Below are 23,343 nucleotides of genomic sequence, written 5' to 3'. Positions count from 1 at the left end.
CGCCAGGCCTCCCGCGGACGGCTCACCCCCCGGAGACCGGGGCGGCGACCGCCGCTCCGGCCTCCCGGCCCGGCCGCCCGCCGCCGGTCTCCGTGCCGGTCTCCGCGCCCGTGCCGCCGCCTGTCTCCCTCAGCAGCCGCATGACCGACCGGACCGCCGCCCGGCCCGCACGGTTCGCGCCGATGGTGCTGGCGGACGGTCCGTACCCGACGAGATGGACGCGCCCGTCGCGTACGGCACGGGTGTCCTCGGCCCGGATGCCGCCACCCGGCTCGCGCAGCTTCAGCGGTGCCAGATGGTCCACGGCGGGCCGGAACCCGGTGGCCCACAGGATCACCTCGGCCTCGACGACCCGACCGTCGTCCCAGGCCACCCCGTCCGGCGTGATCCGGTCGAACATCGGCAGCCGGTCCAGCACCCCCCGCTCCCGGGCCCGCCGCACCGCGTCGGTCATCGGCAGCCCGGTCACGCTGACCACGCTCCGCGGCGGCAGTCCCCTGCGCACCCGCTCCTCCACCATCGCCACGGCCGCCCGTCCCCACTCCTCGGTGAACGGTCCCTCCCGGAAGACCGGCTCGCTCCGGGTCACCCAGAAGGTGTCGGCCGCGTGCTCGGCGATCTCCATCAGATGCTGCGTACCGGAGGCCCCGCCCCCGACGACGATGACGCGCTGCCCCGCGAACTCCTCGGGCCCCGGGTAGTCCGCCGTGTGCAACTGCCGTCCGCGGAAAGTCTCCTGGCCCGGGTAGCGCGGCCAGAACGGCCGGTCCCAGGTACCGGTCGCGTTGATCACGGCCCGCGGGGCGTACGTCCCCTCGGACGTCTCCACGAGCAGCCGCCCGCCGCTTCCCTCCCGTACGGCGCTCACCTCCACCGGGCGGTGGACCCGCAGGTCGAAGTGCTCCTCGTACGCGGCGAAGTACGCGCCGATCACCTCCGACGAGGGCCGGTCGGGGTCGGCTCCGGTCAGCTCCATGCCCGGCAGCGCGTGCATCCCGTGAACCTTGCCGTAGGTCAGCGAGGGCCAGCGGAACTGCCACGCGCCGCCCGGCCGGGGCGCGTGGTCCAGCACGACGAAGCCGACGTCCGGCTCCAGCCCGACGCGGCGCAGGTGGTGGGCGGCGGACAGCCCCGCCTGACCCGCGCCGATCACGACCACGTCCAGCTCACGCACCCCAGAAATGTTCACGCTTCTACTAACTCGTCGGGGGTCCGGGATCTTCCCGGACCCCCGACGAGCGCCACCGCCGGGTCAGCGGCCGCCGGCCACCAGCAGCGGCGCACCCCCGGGAGCAGAGGCGGGACGGTTCTCCCGGCCTCGCGCCGCACTCAGCGACGGGGACGCCGGGACGGTCGACAGCAGTCCGCGCCGGGCCAGCTCGGGGGTGACCCCCTCACCGAACCAGTACGCCTCCTCCAGATGCGGATACCCGGAGAGCACGAAGTGCTCCACCCCCAGTGCGTGGTACTCCTCGATCCGGTCCGCGACCTCCGCATGGCTGCCCACCAGCGCGGTCCCGGCCCCGCCGCGCACCAGGCCGACGCCCGCCCAGAGGTTCGGCGCGATCTCCAGCTCGTCCCGCGAACCGCCGTGCAGCGCCAGCATCCGCTGCTGCCCGACCGACTCGCTGCGCCCCAGCGCCTGCTGCGCCGCCGCGATCGTGTCCGCGTCGAGGTCGCCCAGCAACCGGTTCGCGGTCGCCCACGCCTCGGCCGAGGAGTCCCGCGAAATGGTGTGCAGCCGGATGCCGAACCGGACCGTGCGGCCCTGCTCCTCCGCCAGACCGCGAATCCAGTCGATCTTCTCCTTCACGGCGGCCGGCGGCTCGCCCCAGGTCAGATAGACATCCGTATGAGCCGCGGCCACCGGCCCCGCGGCGGCCGAGGACCCGCCGAAGAAGATCTCCGGCAGCGGGTCCGGCGGCAGCGCGGTCAGCCCGCCCTCCACCTGGTAGTGCTCACCGTCGAAGTCGTACGGCTGCCCGCTCCAGACGCCCCGCACCACCGACAGGAACTCCGCGGTCCGCGCATAGCGCCGGTCGTGGTCCAGATGGTCCCCGAACCGTCGCTGCTCCGTGGAATCGCCCCCGGTCACCACGTTGAGCAGCAGCCGTCCACGGGTGATCCGCTGATACGTGGACGCCATCTGAGCGGCGAGCACCGGGGAGATGACCCCGGGCCGGAACGCCACGAGGAACTTCAGCCGCTCGGTGTGCTGGGCGAGCGCCACCGTGGTCAGCCAGGCGTCCTCGCACCAGGTGCCCGTGGGCGTCAGCACGGCCTCGAAGCCCAACTGCTCCGCCGCCTTGGCGATCTGGATCAGGTACTCGATGTCCGGAGCCCGCACCCCGCTCACCGGGGTGATCCGGTCGCGCGTGATGCCGCCGTCGGTGTAGGCGTGCCGGTCGACGAGCGTCCGGCCGTCGCCCCCGGTGGGCAGGAACCAGTGCAGATGGACGTTCACGATGAGGCCTTTCCGTAGGAGCGTGGTGCGGTGGAGGACGGGGGGAGGTCACGGTTGAACCGGGTGTCGACGTAGTCCTCGAAGTCGAACCGCCGGGGAATCAGCTTCAGTTCGGCGAAGGTGTCGGCGATCTCCTGCTCGGAGGCGATGGCCGCGGCGTCGATCGCGACCGGGACGCGGGTGCCGTAACTGAGCTTCACGGCGTCCAGCGCCACCTCGTAGGGGAGACCGGTCTCCTTCGCCCAGACCTTCGCCCACTCCTCCGGGTGCTCGAAGACCCACTTCTGGGCCCGCTCCAGCCGGACGAGCAGGTCGCCGATGGCCCGCGACTTCTTCCGGTCCCCGAGCGACACGGGCGAGGCGACCTGGAAGCCGAGGCCGTTGACGACGCCTTCGCCGGTGGTGAGCACCCGGGCGTCCGTCGTGCGCAGGACCTGTGAGGTGTACGGGTCCCAGATCGCCCAGGCGTCGACCTTGCCCCGGCTGAACGCGGCGAGCGCGTCGGCGGGCTGGAGGTAGTTCAGCTTCACGTCCTCGATCCCGAGGCCGGCCTTCCTGAGCGAGGCGACCAGCTGGAAGTGGGCCGAACTGCCCTGCGCCACGGCGATGGAGGCGCCCTTGAGCTGGGCGGGTGTCTTCAGGGGAGAGTCCTCGGGCACCACGATGACCTCGCCGGCCGAGGAGCCGTGCGTGGCGCCGACGACGGTGATGTTCGAGTCGGCCCCCGCGGCGAAGACGGGCGGCGTGTTGCCGACGCCTCCGATGTCCACCGCGCCGGCGCTCACGGCCTCCAACAGGGGTGGTCCCGAGGTGAAGGTGGACCACGTGACGCGGTAGCCGAGGTCGTCGAGCTCTCCGGAGGCCCGCAGGATCGCCTCGTAACCCCCCTTCTGGTCACCGACGTTGAGTGTGAGGCTGCCCGATCCGTCGGTGTTGCCGCCCGAGTTCGCCGAGGAGGGGCCGCCGCACGCGGTCAGGAGCAGGGCGAGGGGGAGGAGCAGTGCGGGCAGAGCGCGGCGTTTCATGAGACCTCTCCATGACGAGGGTGTACGGGGGACGTGGCGGTCGTCTTCGTCGGTCCGGGGCCGAGCGGGGCGGCGGCCACGGAAGGCTGCGCACCGGCGACCGTGTCCGCCCCACCGAGGGCGCGGCCCTCCCTTTCGCCACCGCCCTCGTCCCCGACGCCCAGTTCGGTCAGCAGGCGGGAGCGCAGGTCGGTGAACCCGGCCGAGCCGACCCCGCGGGGCCGGTCCAGCGCGACAGGCGTGTCGTACGCGATCCGCCCGTCCCGCATCACCAGCGCCCGGTCGGCCAGCAGCAGGGCCTCGTCCACGTCATGGGTGACCAGCAGTACGGCGCAGCCGCGCCGCTGCCAGAGCTCCGCGACGAGCTGCTGGGCCCTGATCCGGGTCAAAGCGTCCAACGCCCCGAAGGGCTCGTCGAGCAGCAGCAGATCGGGCTCCCGCACCAGGGCCCTGGCCAGCGATGCGCGCTGCGCCTCGCCGCCGGACAGCGTCCTGGGCCACGCCCCGGCCCGCTCCGCCAGCCCGACCTCCGCCAACGCCCGCTCGGCGAGTCCGCGTTCGGGCTTGCCCGGCAGGCCGAGCAGTATGTTGCGCCAGATGCGCTTCCACGGCATCAGCCGCGGGGCCTGGAACGCGACCGCGCGCCGGCGCGGCACCAGTACGGTGCCCGAGATCTCCCGGTCCAGCCCGGCGAGCACGCGCAGCAGCGTCGACTTGCCGCATCCGCTACGCCCGAGCAGGGCGGTGAACTCGCCTGCCCTCAGGGTGAGATCGAGGCCGTCGACGACCGGTCGCCCGTCGAAGGACCGGGTGAGCCCTTCGACCCGTACGGCGGCCTCCGGAGCGCCGGCCGACAGCGCGGCGGGCGGGGCGGGGGCAAGGTCGTCTTTCACTGGCCGGTGAAGGTCGGTCGCCATTGCAGCAGCAGCCTTTCGAGGATCCGGACGATGACGTCGGCGGTGAGGCCGAGGAACGCGTACACGACGAGACAGACGACGATCACGTCGGTCCGGAAGAACTCGCGGGCCTGGTTCATCAGGAAACCGATCCCGGCGTCGGCGTTGATCGACTCACCGAAGACGAGCGCGAGCCAGGCCGTCGCCAGCGAGTACCGCAGCCCGGTCATGGCCCCGGGCAGTGCGCCCGGCAGCACCACATGCCGGACCAGCCCCCATCGCCCGAGTCCCAACGACTCACCGGCTTCGATGAGTTGGGCGTCGACACCGCGGATTCCCGCATAGACGTTGAGGTAGAGGTGAAAGGCCACCCCGAGCGCGATGAGCGCCACCTTCGGCGCCTCGCCGATCCCGAGCCAGATGATGAACAGCGGGATCAGCCCCACCCAGGGCACCGTGCGCAGCATCTGCACGGTCGCGTCGACCAGGTCCTCCCCGAGCCGTGAGAGCCCCGAAACGAGCGCGAGTGCGGTCCCGACGACCCCGCCGAGCAGGAGCCCCACCACCACCCGCTGGAGCGAGACGCCCATCGCGGCCGGCAGTGTCCCGTCCGCCACGAGGTCGGCCCCGGCGCGGGCGATGGTCCCGGGCGAGGCGAGCACATCGGCGTGCAGTACCCCCGTGGCGCTGAGCACCTGCCACAACGCGAGCAACAGCGTCGGACCCACCGCCCGCCGCACCCACCGCGGTGCGGCCCGCAGCCGGGACCGCCGGACGGACGCCGGAGAGACCGCCTCCAGATCGGGTGGCGTACGGGTCACCGCGGACGGTTTCTCCGGGGCGACGGACGGGCCGGGTGGCGGTGGTGCGTGGCTGACGGTCATGAGGGCTCCACGGGAGGGCGCACGGATGGGGGGGGGCGAGGCGCGAGGAGAGCGAGGAGAGGAGGAGGAACGGGGAAGAGACGTGGACGCGAGGGGCGAAGGAGGCAGTCGCGGGCAGGCCGACGGGGCCCCGTACCGACTGCCGCTCACGGGCGATGACCGGCCGGGAGTTGCCCGACGGAGCGTCGGAAGGCACGAGTGACCACGGCCCGCTCGGGCGACACGAGAAGCCAAGGAGCCGGAGACGGGGGCTGCGCCTACGCGACAGGCGAGGCTACGGAAGGGCGGACAGCGGAGTACCGCAGGCACGGCCGTGCGGTGGGAAACGCTCCGGGAGTCGCCGGGAGAACGTCAGCAGCCGCGACGACACGCGGCGGAAGCCACTCGCAGCAGGTCGATGTGACCGCGCGAAGTGAGCAGAGCTGATCGGAACATGGCGCTGAACGTAGCCATCCGGTCGGGACACGGTCAATGGTGTCTCGGAGCGTGGACGCGTCATCTCACGCCGGTGGGGCGAAGATGGAGGCATGTCCGATTCCTTCACCACCACGGTCCTGAATCTCACCACCGGTACGTCCGAGAGCGTCACCGACCTGACGCGCGCCTGCGAAGAGTTCCTCACCCGCACCGCGCCCGGTCGCGACGGCCTGCTCAACGTGTTCGTCCCCCACGCCACGGCCGGCGTCGCCGTACTGGAGACCGGCGCGGGCAGCGACGACGACCTGCTGGCCGCGCTCCACCACCTGCTCCCCGCCGACGATCGCTGGCAGCACCGCCACGGCAGCCCGGGCCACGGCCGCGACCATGTGCTCCCCGCCCTGGTCCCGCCCCACGCCACGCTGCCGGTGATCGGCGGCAGGCTGGAGCTGGGCACCTGGCAGTCGGTCTGCCTGGTGGATACGAATCGCGACAATCCGGACCGTCAGGTTCGTCTGAGCTTCCTCAGCTGACCAAGATCGTTCAGCCGGGGGCGTGGCCGCCGATTCTCCGTACGATGCGCGCTCGAACGGAGAGATGAAATGCGCGGTACGGACCTCAACGCGATCGAACGACCCTACGACGGAAGCGGCAAGTGCCTGCTCGGAGTGCGGCGGCTGTCGCGCGTGAAGCCGGCGACGTCTTCACCTGAGCGCCGGCGAGAGAACGTGCTCACTGCCGCCGCCTCCGTCGGGGCCCACATCATCGGCTGGGCGGACGCCTGGGAGGTCTCCGGCGCCACGGATCCCGTGACCCGTCCCAGTCTTGGCCCGTGGCTCCGGTGACGAGAGGGGACCGTACGACGGCCTGGTCGCGGCAGCGGTGGACCGGCTCGGCCGCAACGTCGTCGACGGCCTGAACACCGGCTACAAGATGCGGGACGAGAATGAAGATGCTCGTCACGTACGGGCACGACGGTGCCTGGAACCTCGACGACCCCGCCGACGAGAACCGTTTCACCGGACCCTGCCCGACGAATGGGCCTGTGCCAAGCCCTACCACTCAGAAGCCGAACACCGCGAAGCGTTCCCGCGGTGGCTGCACACCTGCAATCACCACCGCGGACACACCGCACCCGCAGGCAAACCACCCGCCAGCCGCGTCCCCGACCTCACCGGGCAACACACCTAGACCCGCCTGACGGCCCCGGAACCGACAGGTCCGAGGATCTCGCCCCGAACCTCTGCGCACCCCCGCCCCCTTGCGCGAGACTTGTCCCGGGGCGCCGGAGCCAGGCGTCCGAAGCTCGCGTTCGGTATCCGAGGGGAGTACGTCATGGGCGGCGACAACGGGATCACTCTGCGGGAGGCGTTGCGGGAGTTGCGTCAGGAGCTGTACGCCGCCCAGGACGACGGCTGGCAGGAGCAGTTCCGCTTCGAGGTGGAGCAGGCCGAGCTGACCCTTGAGGTGGAGTTCCGCCGGGACGGCGCGGGCAAGGTCCAGGTGGAGGTGGGCGGTTGGGGCGCCAAGGCAGGGCTGGAGGCGGGCGGCACCCGGGGCGACACCCTGCGCCAGACGCTCACCCTCCGACTTCAGGTGTTGGACGAGGCATTGGGCGGGGACCGGGCCAAGATCCGGCGCAACGCAGGCGGGTTCGAGGCTCTGGACGCGGAGACACAGAGCGGTGCCGCGGACATTCTGGCCGAGGAGATGCCGGATCGCGAACCGCCGGAGAGGGACGACGCCGGGGTCCGGCCGTGGGAGCGGTGAGGTGGAACCGAGGAGACTGGTGTGGGTTAGCACCGAGGATCCGAAGGACTCCGGCACCGGGTATCTGATCGGCCCCGGGCTCGTCCTCACCGCGTTGCACGTGGTGCACCCCGGCCGCCGATGGGCGCAGGGGGTGAGAGCTCATGTCGGTCATCCCGCGTTCGGGGACGTCGTGCGACGTCGGGCGGAGGTGCGCTGGCCCGACCCCCGGCTGGGAAACCCACCCGAAGGCGCCCTGGACGTAGCCCTGTTGACGCTGGACGTGCCCGTGCCGGACACCGGGGACGGACCGGTCCGCTGGGGGCAGCCGGACGGGGTGGACCGCGTTCCGTTCACTGGGGCCGGTTTCCCGGCCTTCGCCGCCGACTCGGGCAGCGAGGCCCACTGCGAGGCGCTGAACGGCACGTTGTCCGCCGTGTCGACTTCGACGACTGGCTGGGTGCTGGACAGCGAGGTCTGGCCCGCCCCCGGCGACGGGCGGAAACGCCCCTGGGCTGGTGCCTCCGGCTCGGCGATCTTCCTCGACGACCGGCTGATCGGTGTGGTCGTCGAGGACAACCGCGCCATGGCATGGCGGCGTCTGCACGCCGTACCCGTGCACAAGGCCCTCGCCGACCGCGAGTTTGCCGGCCTCGTCACCCTCCACGGACATCCCGGCACCACCACCGAACTGGAGAGGCTCACTGCTGGCGGTGAGCGGGAACAGATCGAGATCGGTCCGGTGCCGACGCTCGCCTCGGCGTTTCAGCCGCGCGCGGGTCTGCGGAAGCAGATCGAACAGGCCCGTTCGGGAGCCGGGCCGGTTGTCCTCTCGCAGGAGGCATCCCCGAAACCGACGCGGATCCTGTCCGGCGGTGGCGGGGTCGGTAAGACTCAGCTCGCCGCCGCCGTCGCCGGCGACGCCCTGCAGCGGGGGACCGACCTTGTCGTCTGGGCCGCGGCGACCGAGGTCCAGCAGGTGATCACCCAGTACGCCCGCGCCGCCGTACGCCTGCGGCTCCCGGACGTGACCGGCCTGGACCCGGAGGCGGACGCCAGGGCTTTGCTGGAGTGGCTGGCCACCACCCGGCGCCGCTGGCTCGTCGTGCTGGACGACGTCACCGACCCGGCCGGCATCAACCCCTGGTGGCCCCTCAGCCGCACCGGCACCGGCAGGGTCCTCGCCACCACCCGGCTGCTCGACTCGCGCCTGACCGGGGGCGACCGCGCACGCGTCCCTATCGACGTCTACTCCGCTGAAGAGGCCGACGCCTATGTGCGGGAGCGTCTGACCGGCGAGGGCATGACGCACCTCCTGGACGATCAGGTCCCCGCCCTCGCCGAGGCGCTCGGCCGCCTCCCGCTCGCCCTCGGGCTGGCGGCCGCGCACCTCGTCAACGAGGATCTGTCCTGCTCCGCGTACCTGGAACTGTTCGCCGACCGGCACACCCGGCTCGAAGAGGCACTGCCCGCCACCTCCGACGCCGAGGGCTACGGCCTGGCCATCACCACCGCGCTGCTCCTCTCCCTCGACGCCGCCCGGGCCGCGGACCCCACCGGGCTCGTCCTTCCCGTCCTGCGGCTGATCTCCCTCCTCGACCCCGCCGGCCACCCCCACCCGCTGTGGGCCAGCGAGCCCGTCCTCGCTCACCTCTCCTCACGGAAATCTCCGCACGAACCGACGACCAGCCCGGCCTGGGCCCGTTCCGCACTACGGGTCCTCCACCGGTACGCGCTGGTCACCTCCGATCCGGGTGCCGGGCCCCGCGCCGTCCGTATCCACGCGCTCACTGCTCGCGCCGTCCGTGAGGAGATTCCCAGCACCGAGCTGGCCCACCTCGCCTACGCCGCCGCGGGCGGCCTCCTCAGCCTTTGGCCGGAGGTGGACCAGCCCCACCCCGACCTGGCCGCCGCCCTGCGCGCCAACACCGAGATCCTTGCCGGCCTCACCGGCGACCACCTCTGGCACCACCCCGAGCGGCACCCGGTGCTCTACCGCGCCGGCCGGAGCCTGTACGACGCCGGAATGGCCAACGCCGCCACCGCCTACTGGCAGCACATGGCCGACAACGCGCACCGCATCCTCGGGCCCCGGCACCCCGACGCCCTGGCCACCCGCCACAACCTTGCGATCTCCCACCAACAGGCGGGACGCACCGGCGAGGCCATCGCCATTGAGGAGGAGGTCCTCGCTGAGAGCGAACGCGTCCTCGGGCCGGACCACCCCCAGACCCTCGACACCCGTCACAACCTCGCCGCCTCCTACCGGCAGGCGGGACGCATCAGGGAGGCCATCACCATCGAGGAACAGGTTCTCGCCGACCGCGCACGCGTCCTCGGCACCGACCACCCCAACACCCTCGACACCCGTCACAACCTGGCCACCTCCTACCGGCAGACGGGGCGTGTCACCGAGGCCATCACCATCGAGCGGCAGGTCCTCACCGACAGCGAGCGCGTCCTCGGTACCGAGCACCCCGACACCCTCACCACCCGCCACAACCTTGCTGCCTCCTACCGGGAGGCCGGCCGCACCGACGAGGCCATCAGCCTCCAGGAACAGGTCCTCGCCGACCGCGAACGCGTCCTGGGACCGGACCACCCCGACACCCTCACCACGCGCGACGTCCTGGCCGGCGCCTACCGGGAGGCCGGCCGTACCGACGAGGCCATCAGCCTCCAGGAGCAGGTCGTCGCCGACCGCGAACGCGTTCTGGGGCCCGAACACCCGGACGTCCTCGCCTCCCGTCACAACCTCGCACTGTCCTATCTGCGGGCGGGCCGCGCCGCCGCCGCCGTCGAACTGCTCCAGCGCGTCCTCACCGACCGCGAACGCGTCCTCGGCACCGGCCACCCCGACCTCGTCGTCATCGGCAGCAGCCTCGCGCACGCCCTGGGGCGGGCCGGTCGCACCACGGCGGCCATCCGACTCCAGGAACAGGTACTCACCGACAGCGAACGCGTCCTCGGACCGGACCACCCGGGCACACTCAACGCCGGTAACAACCTCGCCAACCTGTATCTGCGGGCGGGCCGCACCGACACGGCAATCGAACTGTTGCAGCGCGTGTTGTCCGACCGCGAACGTGTCCTCGGGCCCCGGCACCCCGGCAGTCTCACCACGCGCAGCAACCTCGCCACCGCCTACGAGCAGGGGGGCCGCGTCGTGGAAGCCGTCGATCTCCAGGAGCAGGTTCTCGCCGAGCGCCTGCGCGTCCTCGGCCCCGAACACCCCGACACCCTCACCACCCGCCACAACCTCGCCGTTTCGCACCGGCGGGCCGGCCGCGTCGAGGAAGCGGTCGGAATGCTGGACAACGTCCTCGCCGAGCGGCTGCGGGTCCTCGGCCCGGACCACCCCGACACCGCCGCCACCCGTGACTACCTGGCCGCCACCCGGCGCGCGCTCGAAGCCGGGGCCATGCCGTCCGGCCGGGTCCGCGAGAGCCCGGTGATGGATCCGCGGCGGCTGGTATGCGTCGGTAGCGACGACGGCGGGTTCGGCACCGGCTACCTGATCGGACCTCAGCTCGTGCTCACGGCCCTGCATCTCGTCCGGAAGGGCGGCCGGTGGACCGGACTGGTGAGTACCCGGGTGGGTCATCCTCGGTTCGGAGACGTCGTACGACAGCCGGCTCAGGTCTGCTGGCCCGATCCCCAGCACGGTGTCCCGCCTGAGGACGCGCTCGACGTGGCGCTGCTGTGGCTGGACGAGCCCGCTCCAAAGACTGGTGAGGCACCGGTTCGCTGGGGACGGCCGAGCGGGAGCGCGCGCATCCCGTTCACGGGGGCCTACTTCACCGACCGGCTCGGCGACCAGGTGCGGGTCGAGGACTACCACGGCGATCTCTCACCGTTGGCGATGTCGTCGGCCGGCTGGGTGCTGGACTGCGCCGTCGGGCTGGCCGCGGCTGGCGGACACGGCGGTGACCAGCGCTGGGCGGGGGCCTCCGGCTCCGCCGTCTTCTGCCACGGCCGGCTTGTCGGGATCGCTGTCCAAGCCGACCACACGGACCGGCGCCGCCTGTACGCCGTGCCCCTTCACGAGGCCCTGACGCTCACCGGCTTCGCCGATCTTGTCCGCCGGCACGGACACCCAGGCACGGAGGCGGTGTGGGAGAAGGTCACCGAGGAGCTGGAGATCGAGTAGTTGCCGAGTTCCCGTCCCCGGACCTGGGCCGCGCCCGGTCTCACGGCACGTACGAGATCCTGCAGCCGGTAGGGCGAGGGCCGGGTCTCGACTGCCGTACCTGGGCCTTGTTCCCGGCCGGGAAGCGCCACGCGGGTACTGGTGCGCCGCGAACCGTACGGGGGTGGAGAAAAGCCTCACCGGCGAGGTGCCAGGGCTCTGCTGAAGGCTCAAAGTCGCGGAGTCCTCCCCGTTTGCATACGTCTGCTACCTGTGCTCCGACTTCCTGGACAGCCACGTCCGCGCAGACCATACGGCCTTCGAGAGGGGAAGAAGCCCCGGGAGCTGCCGGCGGGCATGGCTTGCCGTTACATGCCGGGCGAGGACTCCGGCACTCTCTGACGCCCCCGCGTCGGACCGGGCGAGGATCTCCCTGCGACTCCTGGGTCCGGACGCGGTGACGGTGTGGCGGGGACTGCGAGGGTGCGGTGAAGCCGTCCAGGCAGTGACCTGGCCCGAGGCGTGGCCAGTGCCGGCCGGGCGACGTGATCCGCGGGGACGGGAGTCGACCATCTCAACCATATGCCAGTCGTAGGCTGTTGAGGGAACGCAAGGGGAGACGATGATTGACTACCGCAAGGCGGCAGCTGTTCCGGTGTGGACGCTCGCGACCGGTGACGTCCGGGTGCCCGCCGTGGTCGGGGACCGGCCGATGACAGCCGAGCGCCTGGGTGAGTTGCGCGGTGTGCTGGCCGCCCTGGCCGACGAGCCGATCGCCACTCTGGAGGTGCATCCGCTTCCCGACGAGCTCGACCGCAGCCGAGGCATCCCGCTCGACGCTGTGAGTCCCTTGGCACAGCATCTGTCGCAGCTCGTCGCGCAGACAGCACGGAACTCCTCCGCTGCGGCCACGGCGACCGCCGCGGGCGAGAACCTGTATCGCGTCGTGATTCCGGCGAAGGTCGCAGCCCAGGTCGGTCAGGGCATGGTCCGCCAGATGGCGTCGAAGGCGGTGGCCGGTGGCGTCCGTGGTCCGCTCGTGGATCCCATGGGCCGCATCGTCGCCCAGGCGACGTACGTGCCGGTCAGTAAGGCGGCGGCAGCGGGCGCAGCCGGTGGAGCCGGTGCGACGGCCGGCGTCACGGCCGTCGGCGGTGCGGCGCTCACCGTGGCCGCGCCGCTCGTACTCATGGCCGTGGCGGTGGGGGTGAGTGCGCACGCCGACCAGCAGCGTCAGCAGGCCATCGAACACATCACGGAACTGCTGGAGCGACTGCACGAGGAGAAGCTCGAAGACGAGCACAGTGCCCTCGACGGCTGCCGAGGCGCCATCGAAAAGGCCACCGCGATCCTGCTCGACCGGGGCAAGCTCGGTGTCTCGCTGGGGCTGGACTCGGCGGTCTATGCCATCGACACGGCGCTGGGCAAGGCCGGCCGCCGCCTCACCCGGTGGCAGAACACACTTGATGCGCTGCCCGATGGCGAGGCCGTCGAGCTCGGCACACTGACCAAGTCGTTCCCCGGCATCGACGACCAGGGTGGGGAATTCCGTGCCCACCTCGAACTCGCCTCGCTGGCGGTTGCGTTGAAGCGGCGGGTCGTCGTTCTGCAAGCGGTCGAGCATGCACAGAACAACCCTGGGAATCTGTTCGAGAGCTTCACGCGTGAACTCAAGCGGGACCAGCAGCGCCTCGACGAACTGGAGTCGGGCATCGCCGAGGTTCTGCTGCGCCTGTCGGCGCTCGAGTTGGCTCGCCCGAACGGATTGCGGCCCGTCTTCACACCCGGTGAAGTCGATCGCCTGATGCGCGCGGCACACCGGATCAACCGGCTGGGTGAAAACGTGACGGTCAACGGCCGCGCCACGGACGTGACGATCGAGATCGCCCGGAACAGGGACGGCTCGGTGCTGGTCTTCCCCGCCCTGCCCGCGTAGGCGTGCCGGTCGGTGTCGGTTTCGTTCGACAACCGCAGGGGGAGCGCCGGACTCGCGGCGGCGTCCGGCCTCTGCTCCGGGCGTGACGGCGGGCCGGTACCTTGTCCCCGAGGTACCGGCCGTGTCACCGTGCCGGTCAGGCCGCTTTCCTGAGTGATGTGAGGTGCGCGAAGACGACCACGTTCGCCGAGTAGCCCGCCTTCTCGTCGAAACGCCCGCCGCAGGTCAGCAGCCGGAGTTCGGGTCGCCCGGTCTCCCCGTAGACCTTGTCGTCGGGGAACTTGTCCTTCGTGTACGTCTTCACGGCGTCCACCGTGAACACCGCGGTCTTGCGGTCCGCACGCGCCACGTTGACCTTGTCGCCCCGGCGCAGTGCGTTGAGGTTGAGGAAGATGGCCGGGCCGGTCCTGGTGTCCCGGTGGCCGACGAGCAGTGCCGTTCCGTTCTCACCGGGCGACGCCCCCTGCTCGTACCACCCCGTGAGCTTGGGCTTGCTCAGTGGCGGGGCTTCGAGCCGGCCCTTCGCGTCGAGGCCGAGTCCGGTGACCGCCGCCTCGATGAAGATGGCGGGAATGGCGACCTTCAGGGGGCGGGAGGGCACCAGAGGGGCGTGTGAGGCAGGCACGTGCTTCTCCGGTTCGTGCGGTGCCCGTCGGAACGGCTCCCGCCCGCCGCCCGCGGCGTCGTTGCCGCGGGCGGCGGTGGCCGACCGGGTGTCCTCGGAGTCCGAGGACACCCAGACGATGCCGGCCACCAGGGAGAACGTCACGCACAGCGTCATCGTGAGACGGCATGCGCGCGTGGGCCCTCGTCGTCGCCGTCGGCAGCGGGCGTTACGCCTCGCCACGGGCACGGCGACGTGCGGACCGGCGCATCATGACCAGTCCCGCGGCTCCCGCGGCCCCGGCAGCCAGTGCGGCGGCGGCCCCGACGTTGGAGTCGCTCTCGGAGCTGACGGGCTCCATGTCCGGGACGCCGCCGCCGCCCGCGGGGACCCCGCCGATGGGCCGCTGCGGCTTGTGCGGCTTGCCGCCGCCGTGACCGCGGTCGGGGCACTCGACCTTGAAGCTCTTCTGCTTCGGGCCCGCCGGGACGACCCACACCAGCTGGTACGTGCCCTCCGGGAGCAGGTACTGCTCGCTGCGCGCACTGCCGTTGATGAGCGGAAGCCGGTCCATCAGGGTGGTGCCCGGCGGCACGGTCGGGGGCTGCTCGGTGATCGTCCACGGGACCGACGGGAACGACTCGAAGTTGCTCGCCGCCAGTACGAACTTGCAGACCTCGACCCCGTCGCGGTCGCCGCGCGAGTGCCAGCTGACCGAGCGGATGTCGATGTCACCGCTGTCGCCGGGGAGGGCGTAGGCGGCGGGTGCTCCGGCCAGGGTGGCGCCGGCCACCGCGACCGCGACGGCCACCTTGGCGCCCGTGCGGACGTGGCGGGGGCGGACGGAACGGGAGATGCGCATGAAGACTCCTTCAAGGCGAGATGATTGTCGTACTGATCACCTGATCGCCTAAGGGATGCCACGAATCGTCGTAAAAGTCAGATAAGACACGGGAATATGCCGGAAGTGCCCTGTTCGGCAGACAGCGCACGAGTGGATCCGTGGGCGTGGCCACCGCCCTCGTTACGCCGACCAGGGCATACACCGCCCCGGGCCGCGTCGCTGCCGCGGTCGCGGGACCCCGGCGCGGCGGAACGCGAGCGGGGAGAGCCACTCCGATTCAGGTGCCCCGTGCGTGTTGGTGCGCGTACGCGTGCGTGTCCTCTTGCGCCGCGGGGACTCCGCCGTGTCGGACGCCGGGCCGGGAGGACGCCGGGCCGGGCGTACGCCGTACGGGTCAGGTCGACCAGACCACCCTGTCGTTGTGCACGATCACCACCTTGCCGTCGGGCCTCAGGACCATCCGGGCGCCGCCGAAGTCATGGGTCTTGGAGGCCCAGATCGCCCGGTCGTCGCCGTTGTGGACCACCAGGTTGCCGTCGGGCTGGAAGATCGCCCGGTGGTTCTCGCCGAAGGTCATGGCGGCCCAGACCGGCTTGTTCTGCTCGTTGTAGACGACGAGGTTGCCGTCCTGCTGCATCGTCATGCGGATGCGGTTGGTGGCCCAGGACTGGCCGACCCCGATGGAACTGGTCGCGGAGACCGTCTGGGTGCCCCAGTCCGGCTTCGGCGCCGCCTTGGGCTTCGGTTTCGGTGACGCCTTGGGCTTCTCGGCGGGGGCGCTCGTCCGGGGCGCCGGGGTGGGGGCTGCGGGTGCCGGCGGGACGGGCGCGGCCTTCGGCGGGGCGGTCCTCTTCGGCTTCGTCGGGGACGGGCTGGGCTTCACCGCCACGTAGTCGTCCAGGGCCGCCGGGGCCGACTCGGGGTTGAGGACCGTGTCGGCGCTCCCGGCGACCGCCGTCGTCGCGGGGGTACGGGGCTCCTCGTCGTTCGCGCTGCCCATCAGCAGCACGGGTATCGCCACCAGGGCGGCGCCGACGAACGCGGCCCCTGCCAGGACCGGTGTGCGGGGGCGCCCCTTGTCGGCGGCGGTGATGGTCCGGGTCTCCGGCGCCGTGCCGATGGCCGCTGCCACTGCGCGGCTCTCCGCGCCGGCGTCCGGAGCCTCCGGTGTCCCGGCCGGCTCGGCCGCGGCCCGGGACTCGGCCGCGGTGGTGGCCCTCTCCCCGTCCGGAGCTGTCGCCGACTCCGGCTCGGCGGTCGGGGCAGGGGGCTGTGGCCCCGGTGCGGCGGACGGCGGGGGCTGGGCTCCGGACTCCTCCGGGCGGGCGGTGGCCGCCGCGGTGCCGGCGCCGGGGGCGGGGTGCTCGGGGGACATGCGGTGACTCCTCCTCGGTGGCGCGCCCAACGTAGCCCGTCGCGACGGCGGCGGCGGTGTCCCGTCCCGAACTCCCTCCGGTGCTTTGTCCTCCCACGCCTCACTGGTCCCGGAAAGTTCTCCGTTCGGGCAGCAAACGGGCACGTGAGGAGGGTGATACGGGCCCTGCTCGGAGCCCCGTGGGCGGTGCTCCTGTGACATCCTGAAGGCTCCCCGATCCGGTCACTGTCGGCGGCGAGCGTGTGCCGTTCGGCGCTCACGAACGCGTACGGAGCCAAGAGTTCAGGTGGAGATACGTCCCGGAGATCGGCAAGTGGGCGGGCAGGGCGTTCCGTCCGGCGTTTCCGGTGCCTCCGGAGCACCCGACGCCCCCGGGGCACCCGACGTCGGCGGCGGCACCGAGACGGTCGATGCCTCCCTGGTGCCCGATGCCGTGAAGGACGCCGCCCGGCGTGCTCCGGGGCACTGGGTCGGGATCGTCGACCCGGAATGGGCCGGGGAGCGGACGCCGCCGGAGTGGGCCGTGCTGGGGGAGTGGCGGTCGGACGAGGACGGGTGCGTCGGGGAGTACCGCGCCAACCCGGCGTACCGGCCCTCGGCTCGGGTTCTCGGGTGGCCGGAGCCCACCGATCCGGTGGACGCGGCGGCCCAGCGGGCCGCCACCGGGTACGGATCGGCGGAAGCGGCGCTGGAGGCCCTCGCGGACGCGGAGGTCACCGTCGTGCGGGGGCCGGACGGCGCGCCGCTCTCGGCCGCCGGGCGGGACGGGGCGCCGGTGATGCTGTTGTTCACCTCGCCCACCCACGCATTCATGTCCTCGGCACTTCACCATGACAGCTTTCCGGCCAGGGAGTTGGCCAGGTCCGCGCGGGCCGTCGACGCCCTGCTGATGGTCAACCCCGGGGCCGCGGCTCCGCTGCTCGTCCCCGCCGACCGTCTTCTCGGACCCGTGAGCGGGACGGGCGACCCCGGCCCGAGCGAACCCGGGCCCCACACCACAGGGAGGACCACCCCGTGACGCACCGTTCGTCCCAGCAGGACCCCGTCTCCCCGGATGCCCGTACGGAGTCCGGCCGCGAGAGCACCCAGGGCACCGGGGGCGAGGTGGCGGCCACGAGCGCGGGAACGGCCGGCTCCGCCTCCCCCGCCGAGCCCGGCGCCTCCGTCGCGGCCGCCGCTGTGCCCGGCGGGGCCGCGGAACCCGTTCCGAAGGCGGCGGAGCACGAGACGGCCGGAGAGCGGAAGGACCCCGAGGTCCCGACCGAGCCCCCGGCCACCCGTCCGGAGACCCCGGCCACCCGTCCGGAGACCTCGGCCCCCGAGGCCCGGCCCGAAGCCGCCGGGGCCGACTCGGCGTCCGCCCCCGACCCCGGCGCCTCCGCCGCCGCGCAGAGCCGGCTCCCCGCCCTCGTACGGACCATGACCGCCACCGCCATCGACCGGCCGCAGCCGCGGACCGGGCCCGTGGGCCGGCCGGGCGCGGCGGTGCTCGCCGGGGCGGCGGTCGCGGGCGCGCTGCTCGTGTCCGTGCCCTTCCTCGTCCTGGCCGGGAACGACGACGACGGGCCCGGGCGGACGAACACGGCGGCGGCCGGGACCGTGCTCGACGGCACCGGGCAGGAGGCTCCTGGCGAGTTCGCCGTCACCGCTCCCGAGACCAGCCCCCCGGGTGACCGCACGGGCGACGAGGGCAAGCCGCGGAAGCCCGCCGAGCCCGTGCGGCAGGCCCCCGCTCCCGCCGCTGCCCCGGGAACGGGCGGGGACGCGTCACAGCCGGACGACACCCCCGCGAAGGCCTCCGCGAACCCGCCCGGGAAAGCCGACAGTCCCGAAGCGCGGCCGAAGAAGGCCGACGGGGCGAAGAAGCGGCCCGCCGAGGCCGCGCCCGCCGTGACCCTCAGCGGGCCCGTCTCCTTCCGCAGCCACCTCTCCGGCCGCTGCATCGACGTGCCCGGTCACAACTTCAACGACGGCCAGCCGTTGTTCATGTGGGACTGCAACGGCGCGGACGCCCAGAAGTGGCGCTTCGCCTCCGACGGCACGATCCGGGTCAGGGACAAGTGCCTGGACGTCGCCAACGCGAACTTCAACGACGGCGCGCGCATCCAGATCGCCTGGTGCAACGGGGCCGACGCCCAGAAGTTCGCCCTCAACGGCGCTCACGACCTGGTCAACACCGCCGTCGGCAAGTGTGTCGACATCCCGAACCACAGCCGGAACAGGGGCCCGGAGACCTATCTCATCCTGTGGACCTGCACGGGGCTCGACAACCAGAAGTGGAGCGTCTGACCTGAACGCCCGGGAGCCGGGAGCCCGTTTCCCGCGCCGCGTGCGCCCGGGCGCGGAATGATGGCACCGCCGGAACGCCGACACGCGTCCCCGGCGAGAAGGGGCGCCCGTCGAGGGCGCCTCCGTAGCAAGGAGGTTGGTGCGTGTCGCGCCAGGTACTGACGGTCGGCCCCGAGGACCGCTTTTCCACCATCGGCGAGGCGCTCGCCGCCGCTCGTACCGGTGCGCTCATCAGCGTCCGGCCCGGGACGTACGCGGAGAACCTGGTGATCCACACCCGGGTCACGCTCACCGCCGCCGACGGGCGGGGCACGGTGGAGATCCGGCCGCGCACCGGCAGCGTCATCGCGCTGCGCGCCGACGCGGTCATGCTCTCCGAGCTGACCCTGCGCGGCGGCGACCCCGAACTGCCCGCCGTCGACGTGCGGCGCGGACAGGCCGCGTTCGACGGGTGCGAGATCGTCGGGGCCGCCTGGACGGCGATGCTCGCCGGCGGGACCGGCTCCCTCGCGCTGCGGGACTGCCGGGTGAGCAACCCGCAGGGCGCGGGGATCGTGGTCACCTCCACCACCCCCACCACCGTCGAGTCCTGCACGCTCGAACACCTCGGGACCAGCGGCTTCGTCCTCGCCGAGCAGGGCGAGGCACGCATCCGCGACTGCACGGTACGGGGTGCCCGAGGCAACGGACTGCTCGCCAACGGCGAGGCCCGCGGGACCGTCGAGGACTGCGACGTCTCCTCCACCGACAAGCCCTCCATCGCCCTGGAGGGCGACTCCGCCGTGTCGGTCGTCCGGACCGTGGTGCACGACACCAGCACCGGCGTGCACCTGAGCAGCACGGGCCGCACCACGCTGGAGGACGTCCGCGTCACCGGCGCCTCCGGCAACGGCATCGCCCTGGCGCAGGGCACCGACCCCGTGGTGCGCCGCTGCCGTGTCTCACGCGTGCGCGGCCACGGCGTCGTTGTCACCGACCGGGCGCGCGGCACCTTCGAGGACTGCTGGGTCGACGGCGCACAGGGCGCGGCGCTGCGCGTCGCCGGGGCGTCCTCCCCGGCGCTGACCGGGCTGACCGTCCGCGACTGCGAGGGGGCCGGCCTGCTCCTGGAGGAGGACGCGGCGCCCGAGCTGGACCGCCTGGAGGTGATCGGCTCCTCGCCCGCCGTCGCCCTGCTGGGCGGCGCCAATCCGCTGCTGCGCCGGGCCCGCCTGGTCGAGCCCGCCGGCGACGGCATCGCGGCCACCCGGGACGCCCGGGGCCGTGTCGAGGACTGCGAGATCGTCCGGCCGAAGGGCGCCGGTGTACGGGTGGCCTCCGGCTCCACCCTGTACCTGGCCGGTGGCGGGGTCTCCGACACGGCCACCAGCGGCCTGGTCGTCGAGGACGGCGGCAACGTCACCGTCCGCGACTTCCGTGTCGAGACGAGCGGCGAGGAAGGCGTGGTCGTCGACGCCGGGGGCGAACTGACCGCCAACCGCACCTCGGTGCACGCCCCCAAGGGCCACGGCTTCCTGCTGCGCGAGGGCGCGCTCGCCTCGCTCAGCGGCTGCGAGGCCAACAGCGGCGCCCAGGACGGCTTCCGGGTCGAGTCCACCGCCCCCGTCTCGCTCGTCAACTGCGCCGCCCGGGAGAACGAGGGCGGCGGCTTGGTGCAGACCGCCCCCGGCGAACGGCTCGCCGTGGAGGGGCTGAACAGCGTCGGCAACGGCAAGCGGGACGCGTGGGGCAGCGGCAGCGCCGAGAACACCGACCCGGCGGGCTCCGGCGCGGCCGACGCGCCCCCGCCGGACCGTGCGGACGGCCCGCTCGGCGCCCTCAACGCGCTGATCGGCCTGGAGAACGTCAAGCAGCAGGTGGGCACCCTGGTCAACCTCACCCGGCTCGCCCAGCGCCGCGAACAACTCGGCATGCCCGCGCCGCCCATGAGCAGACACCTGGTGTTCGCCGGTCCGCCCGGCACCGGCAAGACCACCGTGGCCCGCCTCTACGGGGCGATCCTCGCCGAGCTGGGTTCGCTGCGCAGCGGACACCTGGTCGAGGTCTCGCGCGCCGACCTGGTGGCCCAGGTCGTCGGCGGCACCGCCATCAAGACCTCCGAGACCTTCCAACGAGCGCTGGGAGGAGTGCTGTTCATCGACGAGGCGTACACCCTCACCTCGGACAGCGGCAACGGCGGCGCCGACTTCGGCCGGGAGGCGGTGGACACCCTGCTGAAGCTCATGGAGGACCACCGCGACGACGTGGTGGTGGTCGCGGCCGGCTACTCCCGCGAGATGGACTCCTTCCTCGGCTCCAACCCGGGCCTGGCGTCCCGCTTCTCACGGACCGTCGAGTTCGAGAACTACTCGGTGAGCGACCTGGTCGCGATCATGGAGAGTATGTGCGCCCAGCACCAGTACGAGCTGGGTGAGGGCACCGCGCAGGCCCTCGCGGCCCACTTCGGCGCGATGGACCGGGACGCCGGGTTCGGCAACGGCCGGGCCGCACGCGGCGTGTTCGAGGAGATGGTGGACCGGCAGGCGGTCCGGCTCTCCGCGCAGGCGCAGGTCGGTGAGCGCGACCTGCGGCTCCTGCTGCCCGACGACGTCTCCGCCACCGCCGCGTCGGCCGCCGGGACCGCCGCACCGGCCGACGACCCGCTCACCCGCCTCGGCGACATGATCGGCCTGGCCGGAGTGAAGCGCGAGGTCGCCGATCTGGTCAACCTCATCACCACCGCCCGGCACCGGGCCGCCGCCGGGCTGCCCGTCCCCACCCTCAGCAACCACCTGGTCTTCACCGGTCCGCCCGGCACCGGCAAGACCACCGTGGCCCGCCTCTACGGGGAGGTGCTGACCCAGCTCGGCGTGCTGGCGCGCGGCCAGTTGGTCGAGGCGGCCCGCGCCGATCTCGTCGGCCGCTACATCGGGCACACCGCCCAGCTGACCCGCGAGGTCTTCGAGAAGGCCCGCGGCGGTGTGCTGTTCATCGACGAGGCGTACACCCTCACCCCGCGCGGCGGCGGCGCCGACTTCGGCCAGGAGGCGGTGGACACCCTGCTGAAACTGATGGAGGACCACCGCGACGAGGTCGTCGTCATCGTCGCGGGCTACACCGACGAGATGGAGCGCTTCCTCGCCTCCAACCCGGGGCTCTCCTCCCGCTTCCCGCGCCGGATCTCCTTCGCCGACTACTCCTCCGAGGAACTGGTCACCATCGTGCGCGCCCAGGCCGCGGCCATGGGGTACGAGTGCGGGCCCGGCACCGGGCCCCTGCTCAAGGAGCACTTCGACGCGGTGCCCCGCGACCGCTCCTTCGGCAACGCCCGGCTGGCCCGCCAGGTCGTCGAGTCGATGGTCACCCGCCAGGCGGGGCGGCTCAGTTCGCTGGCCGCACCCACCCTGGAGGACCTGCGCGTCCTCCTCCCGGCGGACGTGGCGGCCGGGGCATCCGAGGCGGCGCCCCGATGAGGCCGCCCGTCCGCCTGCTGTACGGTGCGGGGCTCGCGGTCGCCCTGCTGCTGCCCGTGGCCGCCCCCGCCCCGGCGACGTCCCCCGCCCGTACCCCGACAGCCCTTCCCGCGGCCGACGGGAAGAAGGGCCAGGAACTGCCCGGGATGCCCGCCGCGCTCGACCCGCGGGCCGACGAGGCGGCCTGCACCCCCGCCTCCGGGGAGAAGGCGAAGAAGCAGGACTGGTCGCGTCAGCGCCTCGACCTGGACCGGCTGCACGGGCACTCCACCGGGGCGGGCGTCACCGTCGCGCTGATCTCCACCGGGGTCGACCCCGAGGCCGCCGGGCTCGACGGCCGGGTCACCGCCGAGGGCGCCGCCGCCGACGACTGCGTCGGACACGGCACGTTCCTGGCCGGGCTGATCGCCGGGACGGGGGGCGGCACCCCGAAGCTGGTCGGCGTCGCCCCCCGCGCGAAGATCCTGGCCCTGCGCGGCACGGACCGGCGCGGGCAGCCGGACCCGGCCCTGGTCACGGCGGCGGTGCGCGAGGCGGCCGAGGCCCGGGCCGACGTGATCGCGGTCGCCGTCGCCCTGCCGCGCCGGGACAAGGCGCTGACCCGGGCGGTCGCCGAGGCCGGCCGGGCGGGCGCCGTGGTCGTCGCCGCGGCCACCCCCGACCCGCCGTCGCGGGGCTCCGCCGACGAGATCCCCTCCCGCACCTACTGGCCGGCCGGTGAACCGGGCGTCGTCTCGGTCGCCGACATGCTGCCCGCCGGAACCCGCCCGGACGGCTCCCTGCCCACCGGCACCGTCGACCTGGCCGCTCCCGGCGCCGGAGTGGTCTCCGGCGGGCCGCGCGGGACCGGGCACTACCTGGGGGCGGGCGTCGCGGTGGCCACCGCGTACGCCGCCGGGGCCGCCGCGGTCGTCCGCGCCACGCACCCCGACGACTCCGCCGAGGCGGTGACCCGCCGGCTGACCGCCACCGCCTACCCGGCCGACATCCCCCAGCTGGACGCCTACGCCGCCGTCACCACGGTCCTCGGCGACGCGGGGCCTCCGGCCGCGCAGCGTGCCGCCGCGCCCGTGGCCGCGCGCGACACCTCCGGCACCGACCGCGCCACCGGCCGGGCCACGCTTGTCGTCCTCCTCGGATCGGCGGGCGTCCTCGCCGTCCTCTGGGCCGGTTTCGGTTTCTCCCGGGCCCGTGCCCGGGGCTGGCGCCCGGCGGACGCGGGCCCCCCGGGCAGGCGCTGAACGGGAGTCGCCCTTCCCCGGGAGGGCGACCCCCGTCC

At 73.0% G+C, this 23,343-nt stretch carries 17 protein-coding genes and 1 pseudogene; 9 read left to right on the top strand and 9 right to left on the bottom strand.

The features are described 5' to 3' along the window. Nucleotides 1-22: 22 nt before the first annotated feature. The 6 genes from DTB53_RS01745 to DTB53_RS37930 all read right to left on the bottom strand — a co-directional run bounded on the left by DTB53_RS01745 (nt 23) and on the right by DTB53_RS37930 (nt 5,704). Nucleotides 23-1,174, bottom strand: coding sequence for an NAD(P)-binding domain-containing protein (locus DTB53_RS01745; RefSeq protein ID WP_236586342.1), 1,152 nt, complete (start codon nt 1,172-1,174; stop codon nt 23-25). Nucleotides 1,175-1,252: 78 nt separating this feature from the next. Then, entirely contained in the window at nt 1,253-2,464 is a 1,212-nt protein-coding gene (locus tag DTB53_RS01740; protein ID WP_012381863.1) for an LLM class flavin-dependent oxidoreductase, read from the bottom strand. Next, nucleotides 2,461-3,489, bottom strand: coding sequence for an ABC transporter substrate-binding protein (locus tag DTB53_RS01735; protein WP_012381864.1), 1,029 nt, complete (start codon nt 3,487-3,489; stop codon nt 2,461-2,463). The genes DTB53_RS01740 and DTB53_RS01735 overlap by 4 nt, the downstream gene beginning before the upstream one ends. After that, complete coding sequence (locus DTB53_RS01730; RefSeq protein ID WP_042497632.1) at nt 3,486-4,406, bottom strand: ABC transporter ATP-binding protein; 921 nt, start codon at nt 4,404-4,406, stop codon at nt 3,486-3,488. Before DTB53_RS01730 ends, DTB53_RS01735 begins: the two co-directional genes overlap by 4 nt. Further along, nucleotides 4,379-5,269, bottom strand: coding sequence for an ABC transporter permease (locus DTB53_RS01725; RefSeq protein ID WP_003970653.1), 891 nt, complete (start codon nt 5,267-5,269; stop codon nt 4,379-4,381). Before DTB53_RS01725 ends, DTB53_RS01730 begins: the two co-directional genes overlap by 28 nt. A 351-nt stretch (nt 5,270-5,620) precedes the next feature. Beyond that, nucleotides 5,621-5,704 carry a putative leader peptide gene (locus DTB53_RS37930; RefSeq protein ID WP_350692898.1) on the bottom strand — a complete coding sequence of 28 codons (84 nt, stop codon included), beginning with the start codon at nt 5,702-5,704 and terminating at the stop codon, nt 5,621-5,623. A gap of 92 nt (nt 5,705-5,796) precedes the next feature. Here DTB53_RS37930 and DTB53_RS01720 point away from each other — a divergent pair, with 92 nt between their 5' ends. The 5 genes and pseudogenes from DTB53_RS01720 to DTB53_RS01690 all read left to right on the top strand — a co-directional run bounded on the left by DTB53_RS01720 (nt 5,797) and on the right by DTB53_RS01690 (nt 13,500). Further along, nucleotides 5,797-6,219, top strand: coding sequence for a YjbQ family protein (locus tag DTB53_RS01720; protein WP_003970654.1), 423 nt, complete (start codon nt 5,797-5,799; stop codon nt 6,217-6,219). A 418-nt stretch (nt 6,220-6,637) separates the two neighbouring features. Next, nucleotides 6,638-6,877: pseudogene (locus DTB53_RS37190) on the top strand (IS481 family transposase); the annotation flags it as partial. A 144-nt stretch (nt 6,878-7,021) separates the two neighbouring features. Beyond that, the gene (locus tag DTB53_RS01705; protein WP_012381869.1) at nt 7,022-7,456 is read left to right on the top strand and encodes a trypco2 family protein; all 435 of its coding nucleotides are present in this window, start codon (nt 7,022-7,024) and stop codon (nt 7,454-7,456) included. Between the two features lie 19 nt (nt 7,457-7,475). Next, nucleotides 7,476-11,585, top strand: coding sequence for an FxSxx-COOH system tetratricopeptide repeat protein (gene fxsT, locus DTB53_RS01700; protein WP_106431730.1), 4,110 nt, complete (start codon nt 7,476-7,478; stop codon nt 11,583-11,585). Nucleotides 11,586-12,186: 601 nt separating this feature from the next. After that, entirely contained in the window at nt 12,187-13,500 is a 1,314-nt protein-coding gene (locus tag DTB53_RS01690) for a hypothetical protein (RefSeq protein WP_012381871.1), read from the top strand. A gap of 136 nt (nt 13,501-13,636) precedes the next feature. Here the strand turns inward: DTB53_RS01690 and DTB53_RS01685 are convergent, their stop codons facing one another. The 3 genes from DTB53_RS01685 to DTB53_RS01675 all read right to left on the bottom strand — a co-directional run bounded on the left by DTB53_RS01685 (nt 13,637) and on the right by DTB53_RS01675 (nt 16,323). Beyond that, nucleotides 13,637-14,281 (bottom strand): class F sortase, encoded by a 645-nt coding sequence (locus tag DTB53_RS01685; protein ID WP_003970659.1) that lies wholly within the window; start codon nt 14,279-14,281, stop codon nt 13,637-13,639. A 52-nt stretch (nt 14,282-14,333) separates the two neighbouring features. Beyond that, on the bottom strand, nt 14,334-14,966 hold the full coding sequence (locus DTB53_RS01680; protein WP_003970660.1) for a hypothetical protein: 633 nt from the start codon (nt 14,964-14,966) through the stop codon (nt 14,334-14,336). A gap of 376 nt (nt 14,967-15,342) precedes the next feature. Next, nucleotides 15,343-16,323, bottom strand: a complete 981-nt coding sequence (locus DTB53_RS01675) for a hypothetical protein (protein WP_012381872.1) — start codon at nt 16,321-16,323, stop codon at nt 15,343-15,345. 313 nt (nt 16,324-16,636) lie between these two features. On the opposite strand from DTB53_RS01675, the gene DTB53_RS01670 reads away from it, so the two are divergent. The 4 genes from DTB53_RS01670 (at nt 16,637) to DTB53_RS01655 (ending at nt 23,305) form a co-directional block, all read left to right on the top strand. Continuing rightward, nucleotides 16,637-17,341: a type VII secretion system-associated protein gene (locus DTB53_RS01670; protein WP_003970662.1), complete on the top strand. Its 705-nt coding sequence runs from the start codon at nt 16,637-16,639 to the stop codon at nt 17,339-17,341. After that, nucleotides 17,338-18,612 (top strand): ricin-type beta-trefoil lectin domain protein, encoded by a 1,275-nt coding sequence (locus tag DTB53_RS01665; protein ID WP_012381874.1) that lies wholly within the window; start codon nt 17,338-17,340, stop codon nt 18,610-18,612. Before DTB53_RS01670 ends, DTB53_RS01665 begins: the two co-directional genes overlap by 4 nt. Before the next feature lie 143 nt (nt 18,613-18,755). Then, entirely contained in the window at nt 18,756-22,064 is a 3,309-nt protein-coding gene (locus DTB53_RS01660; protein WP_012381875.1) for a right-handed parallel beta-helix repeat-containing protein, read from the top strand. Continuing rightward, nucleotides 22,061-23,305 (top strand): S8 family serine peptidase, encoded by a 1,245-nt coding sequence (locus tag DTB53_RS01655; RefSeq protein WP_012381876.1) that lies wholly within the window; start codon nt 22,061-22,063, stop codon nt 23,303-23,305. The genes DTB53_RS01660 and DTB53_RS01655 overlap by 4 nt, the downstream gene beginning before the upstream one ends. The last annotated feature ends 38 nt before the right edge of the window (nt 23,306-23,343 follow it).

Origin of the sequence: Streptomyces griseus (genome assembly GCF_900460065.1) — a bacterium.
GTDB classification, from domain to species: Bacteria; Actinomycetota; Actinomycetes; order Streptomycetales; family Streptomycetaceae; genus Streptomyces; species Streptomyces griseus.
Note: the sequence above shows the minus strand (reverse complement) of the source record. Positions and strands in the feature narration are given on the sequence as shown.